The following is a 9,371-nucleotide window of genomic DNA, read 5'->3' as shown; positions in this document are numbered from 1 at the left end:
GCGTCCCTATGAGGCCAACCGCCTCTCGGTTTCGCCGGGCGATCTGCGGCTCGAATCGGTGATCGCGAACGACAATCTGATCGTCGTGCCGCGCTATTTGTCGGGGGTTAAGGCCAATTTCCAGGTGACCAACGGCTCTGCCGGGACGGTGATCGTGCGGCTGCCCAACGGCGATCCGCTTGAACCGGGCACCGCCGTCACCGTCGGCACCCAGATATTTTACACTGGTTTTGACGGCGAACTGTTCATTGATGATATAGTGGCCGGCAAGGTGCTTGTGGCCAAACGTACGGCTGGTCCCTGCAGTGTGATTTTACCGGCTGTGCCGAAGGGTGTTGAGTTGCCTCGTATCGGACCTTTGACCTGCCAACCGGAGCCGGCGAAATGATCGCCCGCCTGCTCGCGTTGATTGCCGCTTTCACCTGGGCGGGCGCCGCCTGGGCAACCTGCTCGACGTCGGGGGCCTGCCTCTGCTCGGTCTCGCTCAGCAGCATGGCGTTTGGCGCCTACAATACGATGTCGCCCAGCCCGACCGATACGGTCGGCACCTTGTCCGTATCCTGCACCTCGCCCGATCCCGCGAGCTCGACCTTCACGATAGCGCTTGGGCCGGGCGGTTCGGGCGATACGAATTCGCGCGTCATGCGATCCGGGACACACCCGCTTTATTACAACCTCTACACCAATGTGGCGCGCACGATCGTATGGGGCGACGACAGCGGCGGCGGCGAAAGCGTCGCATCCGCCTTTCCGCCGACCAGCCGCACGTCGCGAACGTTCAGCATCTACGGGCGCGTTCCGGCGCTGCAGAATGCCTGGGTGGGCATCTATCACGATAGCATCACCGTCACCGTCACGTATTGACGGGAAAGTGCCGCACCGGCCCGCACCCCCACCCGACCTCCCATAGAATATCCTGATTGGGAGGCCGGGTGGGGGTGCGGGCCGGTGCGGCATCGGCGCAGCCGAAAACGACTCTAGCCGTGGACTTACTGCCCTTTTCTTGGGCATAGGGCGGCACCACTTCACACGTCTCACCAGGAACAACTCCCTCCATGTCCGCGATGCTCAAGATCAGCCTGCCCGATGGTTCCGTGCGCGAAGTCGCGCCCGGTACCACCCCGGCTGACATCGCCGCGGCGATCGGACCGGGCCTGGCCAAGGCCGCGATCGCGGCCCGCGTCGACGGCGAATTGCGCGACATCATGCGCCCGTTCGAGGGCGACGCGACGCTGGCGCTGGTCACGGCGCGCGACGAGAAGGACGCGCTTGAGCTCGCGCGTCACGATTATGCGCACGTGCTGGCGGAAGCGGTGCAGAACCTGTTTCCGGGCACGCAGATCACGTTCGGTCCGTCGACCGACGATGGCTTCTATTATGATTTCGCGCCGAAGGACCGGCAGTTCACCGACGAGGACCTGCCCGCGATCGAGGCCGAGATGCGTGCGATCATCGGTCGCGACGAAGCGCTCGTGCGCGAAGTGTGGCAGCGCGACGATCTGATCGCCTTGTGGAAGCAGCAGGGCGAAAGCTTCAAGGCCGAATGGGCGGGCGAATTGCCGGAGGGCGAGGAGCTGACCGTTTATCGCGCCGGCAAATTCCTCGACATGTGCCGCGGCCCCCATCTCGCCTCGACCGGCAAGCTCGATCCGCAGGCGTTCAAACTGACGCGCGTATCCGGCGCCTATTGGCGTGGCGACCAGAAGAACGCGATGCTGAGCCGCATCTACGGCACCGGCTGGCTCAACAAGAAGCAGCTCGATCAGCACCTGATCCGACTGGAAGAGGCAGCCAAGCGCGATCACCGCAAGATCGGGCAGGAGATGGACCTGTTCCACCTCCAGTCCGAAGCGCAGGGTTCGGTCTTCTGGCACCCCAAGGGCTTCATCCTGTGGCGCCAGCTGGAGGCCTATATGCGCCGCCGGCTCGATGCGGCCGGCTATCGCGAGGTCAAGACGCCGCAGCTGATGGACGCGCGCCAGTGGGAGCAGTCCGGCCATTGGGGCAAATATCGCGAGAATATGTTCGTCGTCCCCGACGAAATCCCGAACGCGGAGGAGGAAGGCCCGATCCTGTCGGGCGAATCCGAACTGATGGCGTTGAAGCCGATGAACTGCCCGGCGCACATCCTGATCTTCCGCCAGGGCATCAAGTCGTATCGCGATCTGCCGATCCGCATGGCCGAGTTCGGCTGCTGCCATCGCAACGAGCCGCATGGCGCGCTCCACGGCATCATGCGCGTGCGCCAGTTCACGCAGGACGACGCGCATATCTTCGTGCGCGAGGATCAGTTGATCGACGAGATCCGCGATTTTTGCGACCTGCTCGACAGCGTCTATCGCGACCTCGGCTTCGACACATATGCGATCAAGCTCGCGCTCCGTCCCGAGAAGCGTTTCGGCACAGACGCGATGTGGGACTGGTCCGAGCAGACCCTGCGTGAGGCGGTCGCCGCCTCGGGCCGCGCGACCGAAGAGTTCGGCTGGGAAGAATTGCCGGGCGAGGGCGCTTTCTATGCGCCCAAGCTCGAATTCCACCTGACCGACGCGATCGGCCGTACCTGGCAGGTCGGCACGATCCAGTCGGACACGGTGCTGCCCGAGCGGCTCGACGCGTCCTACGTCGGCGAGGATGGCGAGAAGCATCGCCCGGTGATGCTCCACCGCGCGATCCTCGGCACGTTCGAGCGCTTCATCGGCATCTTGATCGAGCACCATGCGGGCCGCTTCCCGCTGTGGCTGGCGCCGGTCCAGGCGGTCGCGGCCACGATCGTGTCGGATGCGGACGATTATGCCGAGGATGTCGTCGCCAAATTGCGCGCCGCGGGCATTCGCGCCGAGAGCGATCTGCGCAACGAGAAGATCAACTACAAGGTGCGCGAGCACAGCCTCGCCAAGGTCCCGGCCCTGCTGGTGGTCGGCAAGCGCGAGGCGGACGAAGGCACGGTCGCCATCCGTCGCCTCGGCAGCGAGGGCCAGCAGATCCTGCCGCTCGATGAGGCGATCGCGATGCTCAAGGCCGAAGCGACGCCACCCGATTTGCGGTGATCGACCGCCGGACCCTGATGGCGGCAAGCACCGCATTCGCCATTGCTGGTCGTGCGGAGGCGCAAGGAGGGAAGCCGATGTACGGACTGATCGGACAGATGAAGGCCGCGCCGGGCAAGCGCGCCGAGCTGGCCGCGATCCTGCTGGAAGGGACGGGCGCGATGCCCGGCTGCCTCAGCTACATCGTCGCCGAGGATACCACCGACGCGGACGCGCTGTGGATCACCGAAGTGTGGGATAGCAAGCAGAGCCACGACGACTCGCTCAAGCTGCCCGCCGTCCAGGCGGCGATCGGCAAGGGCCGGCCGCTGATCGCCGGGTTCGGCAGCCGGTCCGAAACCGTTCCGCTGGGTGGCGCCGGATTACCACGCGGCTGAAGCGCCCTTGTGCAGCGAAAAATCTGCGCGCCGCTACTAACCAGCGGAAAAGTCTCCCCCATATAGGCTATAAGGGATCGCCCGAGATGGGCCCTTGCCCAGGAGATGCACCATGAAGATCGCGCGTAACCTGATCGCCGCCGCCGCTCTGGCGGTCATGGCCGCGAGCCCCGTCGCGGCGCAGCATCATGGCGGCGGAGGCGGTGGCGGTCATGGCGGTGGCGGCTGGCATGGCGGCGGTCACGGCGGCGGCTGGGGCGGCGGTTACCATGGTGGTGGCTATTATCGCGGCGGCTATGGCTGGGGCGGGGGCTATTATGGTGGCGCCTTCGCGCTGGGTCTGCTCGGCGGCTACGCGCTCAGTTCGCCCTGGGCCTATGGCGGCTATTACGATTATTACGACGCGCCGCCCCCTCCGCCGCCGGTTTATTACGGCGGCTACGATCGGCCGGCGCCGCCGTCCGATTATCAGGGATCGGATGTGCGCGGGCAGCAGGAGCCGTCCGACGACGGCCAGCATTGTCCCCTGTTCTGGAACAAGGCGACCAACCGCTACGAGCCGCACTGCAACTAAGATTACACGGGCCGGCGGCTGGATAGCTGCCGGCCCGTTGATCAATCCCTAAACGGATCGCGGACCAGGATCGTGTCCTCGCGCTCGGGGCTGGTCGAGACGATCGCCGCCGGGCAGCCGATCAATTCCTCGATCCGGCGGATATATTTGATCGCCTGCGCGGGCAGATCGGCCCAGCTCCGCGCGCCGGCGGTCGATCCGCTCCAGCCTTCGATCGTCTCATAGACCGGCTCGACCGACGCCTGGTCGCTCGGGTGCGGAGGCAGGTAATCGTAATCGCGGCCGTTGAGCTTGTAGCCGACGCAGATCTTCAATTCCTCGAAGCCGTCGAGCACGTCGAGCTTGGTCAGGGCAATGCCGGTGATGCCGGAAACGGCGACCGCCTGGCGTACCAGCACCGCGTCGAACCAGCCGCAGCGGCGCTTGCGTCCGGTGACCGTGCCGAACTCATGCCCGCGCACGCCGAGCCGCTCGCCGGTTTCATTCTCCTGCTCGGTCGGAAAGGGGCCCGCGCCGACGCGCGTTGTATAGGCCTTGGTGATGCCGAGCACATAGCCCGCCGCCGCCGGGCCGAGGCCCGAGCCGCCCGCCGCCGTGCCCGCGATCGTGTTGGACGAGGTCACGAACGGATAGGTGCCATGGTCGACGTCGAGCAAGACACCCTGCGCGCCTTCGAACAGCATCCGCCGTCCGCGCGCCTTGGCCTCGTTCAAGGTCCGCCATACCGGCTTGGCATAAGGCAGCAGGAATTCGGCGACCTCGCGCAACTCCGCCATCAGCGCCACGCGATCGACCGGCGGCTGGTTGAATCCGGCGCGGAGCGCGTCGTGGTGCGCGAACAGGCGGTCGAGCTCGGGTTCGAGATCGTCGAGATGGGCGAGATCGCACACGCGGATCGCGCGACGGCCGACCTTGTCCTCATAGGCCGGGCCGATGCCGCGCCGCGTGGTGCCGATCTTGTTGCCGGACGCATCCTCGCGCAGCCCGTCGAGGTCGCGGTGGAAGGGCAGGATGAGCGGGCAGGTCTCGGCGACCTGCAACGTCTCGGGCGTGATATTGAGGCCGCGCGCGGCGAGCTTGGCGACCTCGTCGCGGAAATGCCACGGATCGAGCACGACGCCATTGCCGATCACCGACAGCGTGCCGCGCACGATCCCCGACGGCAGCAGGCTGAGCTTGTAGACCTCGTCGCCGACGACGAGCGTATGGCCGGCATTATGCCCGCCCTGGAAGCGTACGACGACGTCCGCCCGGCTGGCGAGCCAGTCGACGATCTTCCCCTTGCCCTCATCGCCCCACTGGGCGCCGATGACGGTGACGTTGGCCATTATCTATCCTTCAGAGCGCGATCGGCGTGCCGCCGTCGAGCCGGTGGGTGCAGCCGTGCGGCTGATCGGTATCGGAAAGCGCCGCAACCGTGGTCCAGCCTTCGCTGCGCAGTTTCGCCGCGGCTTCGGTGTCGTGGCCGATCGGCAGGAACACACGGCGCGCCGGTTCGACGCCCAGCCCGAGATCGACCAGCGGATCGATGTAAAGCGAGAAGCCGACCGCGGCCTCTTCGCGGCCGTCGGCATGCACGATCGTATAGCTGCCGCCGCGGCCGATCTCGCCGGTCAGCCCGCCGCCGAACAGCGAGAAACCGATCCAGCTTTGATATTCGAAGCCATGGCGCTCGGTCGGGTCGAGCGTCAGCGCGACGTCGTCGCCGATCGTCGCGGCGATCCGCTCGATGCCGGCGAGGCGGCTGTCGAGCGCCTGCGTACGGTCGAGCGCGCGCAGGCGGGACAAGGCGGTGTCGATCGGGCCGGCGGCGGAGAGCAAAGGCAGATAAAAGTCGGCGCCCGCAGCGGCGAGGCCGCCCGCATCCTTGGCATCGAGCAAGGCGCGCACCTCGGCGACCTTCGCCGCATCGATCGGCATCGCGCCGGTGGCGAGCGTGTCGACCAGATCGGGCAGGGTCAGGTCGACCGTGATGTCCCTGACGCCGGCGGCGCGCAGCGCGTCGAGCGCGACCTGGATCACCTCGGTCACCGCCGCGACGCTGTCGCTGCCGATCAGCTCGGCGCCGGCCTGGGCCAGTTCGCGCTCGGGGCGCAGTTGCGTGGCGCGCAGCTTGATCACCGGGCCGCCATAAGCGAGCCGCAACGGGCGCGGCGCGTGGCCCATCCGGGTCGCGGCGATACGGCCGATCTGCGCGGTGATGTCGGGGCGGAGCGCGAGCATGCGCTGCGACACCGGATCGACCATGCGCAGCAGATCCTGCGCGCGGCTCGACTTCAATCGCCCGACGAGGCTTTCCTCGAATTCGGCGAGCGGCGGCGAGACGCGCTCATAACCGTGCCGCCCGATCGCGACGATCACGCGGTGCATCAGGCGCGACGCCGCCTCCGCTTCGGGCGGAAGGCGGTCACGTAGCCCTTCGGGCAGGAGGCCGGGTGCGATGCTCATCTCGCGGAGGCCTTTAAAGCTTCTTCGCGGCGACGGAAGGGGACGTCGAGCGAAAGCCTGGTTGCGGCGCGCCACAGCCACTCGAGAGGGCCGTAAAGGAAATAGCGGAACCACAAGGTCGCGAAGACCAGTTGCAGCGCAAACGAGGCGAGGCCGAGCAGCAGGGATTCGATCTGGGTGATCCGGTCCCACATGTGCAGGCCGAAGCCGTAATAGACCGGCACGAACACCAGGCTCTGGCCGATATAGAGCGTGAGCGTCATCCGCCCGGCGGGCACCAGCCGATCGAGGATGCGGCCCGATCCCCACAGCCAGAACTGGACGAAGACGAGCAAGGAGATCGCCATGCCGGCGATATCGATCCAGCCCGACAGCATCACGTCGACCCAGTAGAACGGGCCGTTACGGTGGCAGCAGGCAAGGTCGCGCGCATAGGACAGCGGAAAGATCGCGACGATCGCGATGATCAAAGCCGCCCAGCGCAGGCGCTTGAAGCGCTCCGGCTCGGCGAAGAAGCGCTCGCGCCCCAGCACCAGCCCGATCAGGTACAGGCCGAGGATCTGAACGATCCGACCGGTTTCGATATAGAAGGACCATTTGCTGGCCTTGCCTGCGACCAGATTGGCCTGGAGCAGGTCGCCGAACGATCCGAACAGGGACGGGCCCATCGCGCCGCCGTCATTGTAGAAGAGCGGGTCGGCCAGCGCCCAGGCATAGCCCAGATGCCCGGCGAGGATGCGCACGATCAGGAATGGCTGAAGCAGCAGCACAGCCGCAAGGATCAGCAGCGCCTTGGTCGATCGCACATAGTCGAACGGGATCAGGAAGAAGCCCGCCGTCGCCAGCACGACGATGATGTCGCCGCGATAGATCAGCGCGTGCAGCCAGCCGATCGCGAACAGCAAGGCCAGCCGCCACGCGAAACGCAGCGCGAAGGGCTGCCCCCGCCGCCGCGCGCCGTCCATCATGATGAAGAAACTGAACCCGAAGCAGATCGCGAGCAGGGTGAAGCTCTTGCCGAGGAACAGCCACAATACGCTGTCCTGCACCAGGCTCGGCACGGGCCTGGCGTTGTAGAGCTCGAAATAGCCCGTCATGTGGACGAGGAAGAGCCCGAACAGCGCATAGCCGCGCAGCCCGTCGACGATCGCCAGACGGGACGGCTTCGCCCCGTCGGCAGCCGTGGACGCCATCACTGCACCTCAATAGCTTTGTCATTCCCGCGAAAGCGGAATCCATAAACTCAATCGTGCGGAAAGACACGGAACGGTCGAGAATATGGATTCCCGCCTGCGCGGGAATGACGGTAATCTTAGAAATCGAGCGACTTGACCGTCTTGACGCCGGGCAGCGCCTTGACCTTGTCGAGCGTGGCCCCATCGACCGGCTGGTCGACCGAGAGCAACAACACCGCTTCGCCGCCCGCGTTGCGCCGGCCGAGATGGAACGTGCCGATATTGACACCCGCCTCGCCCAATGCGGTGCCGAGCCGGCCGATGAAGCCAGGGGCGTCCTCGTTGACGATGTAGAGCATGCGATCGGTCAGATCGGCCTCGACCTTGACGCCGAAAATCTCGACCAGGCGCGGCTGCGAATTGGCGAAGAGCGTGCCCGCGACCGAGCGTTCGCCCTGGCTGGTCTGGACCGAGACGCGGATCAAAGTGTGGTAATCGCCCTCGCGATCGTGCCGCACTTCGCGCACGTCGAGCCCGCGCTCCTTGGCGAGGTAGGGCGCGTTGACCATGTTCACCGTGTCCGAATAGACGCGCATCAGGCCCGCCAGCACCGCACCAGTGATCGGCTTGAGGTTGAGTTCGGCCGCCGCGCCCTCGACCTCGATCGAGATCTTGGTGAGATTGTCGTGCGCGAGTTGCCCGACCAGGCTGCCGAGCTTTTCGGCGAGCGCGAGATAGGGCTTCACCTTCGGCGCGTCCTCGGCCGACAGGCTCGGCATGTTGAGCGCGTTGGTGACGCCGCCGGTCATCAGGAAGTCGGCCATCTGCTCGGCGACCTGGATCGCGACATTGACCTGCGCTTCGGTCGTCGACGCGCCCAGATGCGGGGTCGAGATGAAGTTGGGCGTGCCGAACAAAGGCGATTCCTTGGCCGGCTCAGTCACGAACACGTCGAGCGCGGCGCCCGCGATATGGCCAGAATCCAGCCCTTCCTTGAGCGCCGCCTCGTCGATCAGGCCGCCGCGCGCGCAATTGACGATGCGCACGCCCTTCTTGGTCTTGGCGAGATTTTCCTTCGACAGGATGTTGCGCGTGCTGTCGGTCAGCGGGGTGTGGAGCGTGATGAAATCGGCGCGCTTGAGCAGATCGTCCAGTTCGACCTTCTCGACGCCGAGCTCGATCGCGCGCTCGGGCGTGAGGAAGGGATCGAACGCGACGACCTTCATTTTCAGGCCGATCGCGCGGTCGGCGACGATCGATCCGATATTGCCCGCACCGATCAGGCCCAACGTCTTGCTGGTCATCTCGACGCCCATGAAGCGGTTCTTTTCCCACTTGCCGGCCTGGGTCGACTTGTCGGCCTCGGGCAGATCGCGGGCGAGCGCGAACATCAGTGCGATCGCATGCTCGGCGGTGGTGATCGAATTGCCGAACGGGGTGTTCATCACCACCACGCCCTTGGCGCTGGCGGACGGGATATCGACATTGTCGACGCCGATGCCGGCGCGGCCGACGACCTTCAGCTTGGTCGCGGCCTCGAGGATCGCCTTGGTGACCTTGGTCGAGGAACGGATGGCGAGACCGTCATAGTCGCCGATCATCGCGGCGAGCTCTTCCGGCGTCTTGCCGGTGATCTCGTCCACCTCGACCCCACGTTCGCGGAAGATCTCTGCGGCGCGGGGGTCCATCTTGTCGGAAATCAGTACCTTGGGCATGGCGATAAGCCTTTCTGCTTATCGTCATCCTGACG

At 65.8% G+C, this 9,371-nt stretch carries 8 protein-coding genes and 1 pseudogene; 5 read left to right on the top strand and 4 right to left on the bottom strand.

What is annotated here, in order from left to right:
• From VK533_RS07110 to VK533_RS07090, 5 genes and pseudogenes are all read left to right on the top strand, one after another.
• Window positions 1-388, top strand: a pseudogene (locus VK533_RS07110) (fimbrial biogenesis outer membrane usher protein); the annotation flags it as partial.
• The gene (locus tag VK533_RS07105; protein ID WP_324376169.1) at window positions 385-864 is read left to right on the top strand and encodes a spore coat U domain-containing protein; all 480 of its coding nucleotides are present in this window, start codon (window positions 385-387) and stop codon (window positions 862-864) included. The pseudogene VK533_RS07110 and the gene VK533_RS07105, both read left to right, overlap by 4 nt.
• Window positions 865-1,055: 191 nt before the next feature.
• Entirely contained in the window at window positions 1,056-3,047 is a 1,992-nt protein-coding gene (gene thrS, locus VK533_RS07100; RefSeq protein ID WP_324376168.1) for a threonine--tRNA ligase, read from the top strand.
• Window positions 3,048-3,124: 77 nt separating this feature from the next.
• Window positions 3,125-3,424 (top strand): putative quinol monooxygenase, encoded by a 300-nt coding sequence (locus tag VK533_RS07095; protein ID WP_324376167.1) that lies wholly within the window; start codon window positions 3,125-3,127, stop codon window positions 3,422-3,424.
• A 112-nt stretch (window positions 3,425-3,536) separates the two neighbouring features.
• Entirely contained in the window at window positions 3,537-3,998 is a 462-nt protein-coding gene (locus tag VK533_RS07090; RefSeq protein WP_324376166.1) for a hypothetical protein, read from the top strand.
• Window positions 3,999-4,039: 41 nt separating this feature from the next.
• On the opposite strand, the gene VK533_RS07085 is transcribed toward VK533_RS07090, so the two are convergent.
• The 4 genes from VK533_RS07085 to serA form a co-directional block, all read right to left on the bottom strand.
• Complete coding sequence (locus VK533_RS07085; RefSeq protein ID WP_324376165.1) at window positions 4,040-5,326, bottom strand: adenylosuccinate synthase; 1,287 nt, start codon at window positions 5,324-5,326, stop codon at window positions 4,040-4,042.
• A gap of 10 nt (window positions 5,327-5,336) precedes the next feature.
• Window positions 5,337-6,446, bottom strand: a complete 1,110-nt coding sequence (locus tag VK533_RS07080; RefSeq protein ID WP_324376164.1) for an ATP phosphoribosyltransferase regulatory subunit — start codon at window positions 6,444-6,446, stop codon at window positions 5,337-5,339.
• Window positions 6,443-7,639: a DUF418 domain-containing protein gene (locus VK533_RS07075; protein ID WP_324376163.1), complete on the bottom strand. Its 1,197-nt coding sequence runs from the start codon at window positions 7,637-7,639 to the stop codon at window positions 6,443-6,445. The genes VK533_RS07080 and VK533_RS07075 overlap by 4 nt, the downstream gene beginning before the upstream one ends.
• A gap of 119 nt (window positions 7,640-7,758) precedes the next feature.
• On the bottom strand, window positions 7,759-9,336 hold the full coding sequence (serA, locus tag VK533_RS07070) for a phosphoglycerate dehydrogenase (RefSeq protein ID WP_324376162.1): 1,578 nt from the start codon (window positions 9,334-9,336) through the stop codon (window positions 7,759-7,761).
• Window positions 9,337-9,371 lie beyond the last annotated feature (35 nt).

The organism is Sphingomonas sp. (genome assembly GCF_035317925.1).
GTDB lineage: Bacteria > Pseudomonadota > Alphaproteobacteria > Sphingomonadales > Sphingomonadaceae > Sphingomonas_I.
The sequence above is the reverse complement of the archived record's forward strand: the minus strand, read 5'-3'. Positions and strand labels throughout refer to the sequence as shown.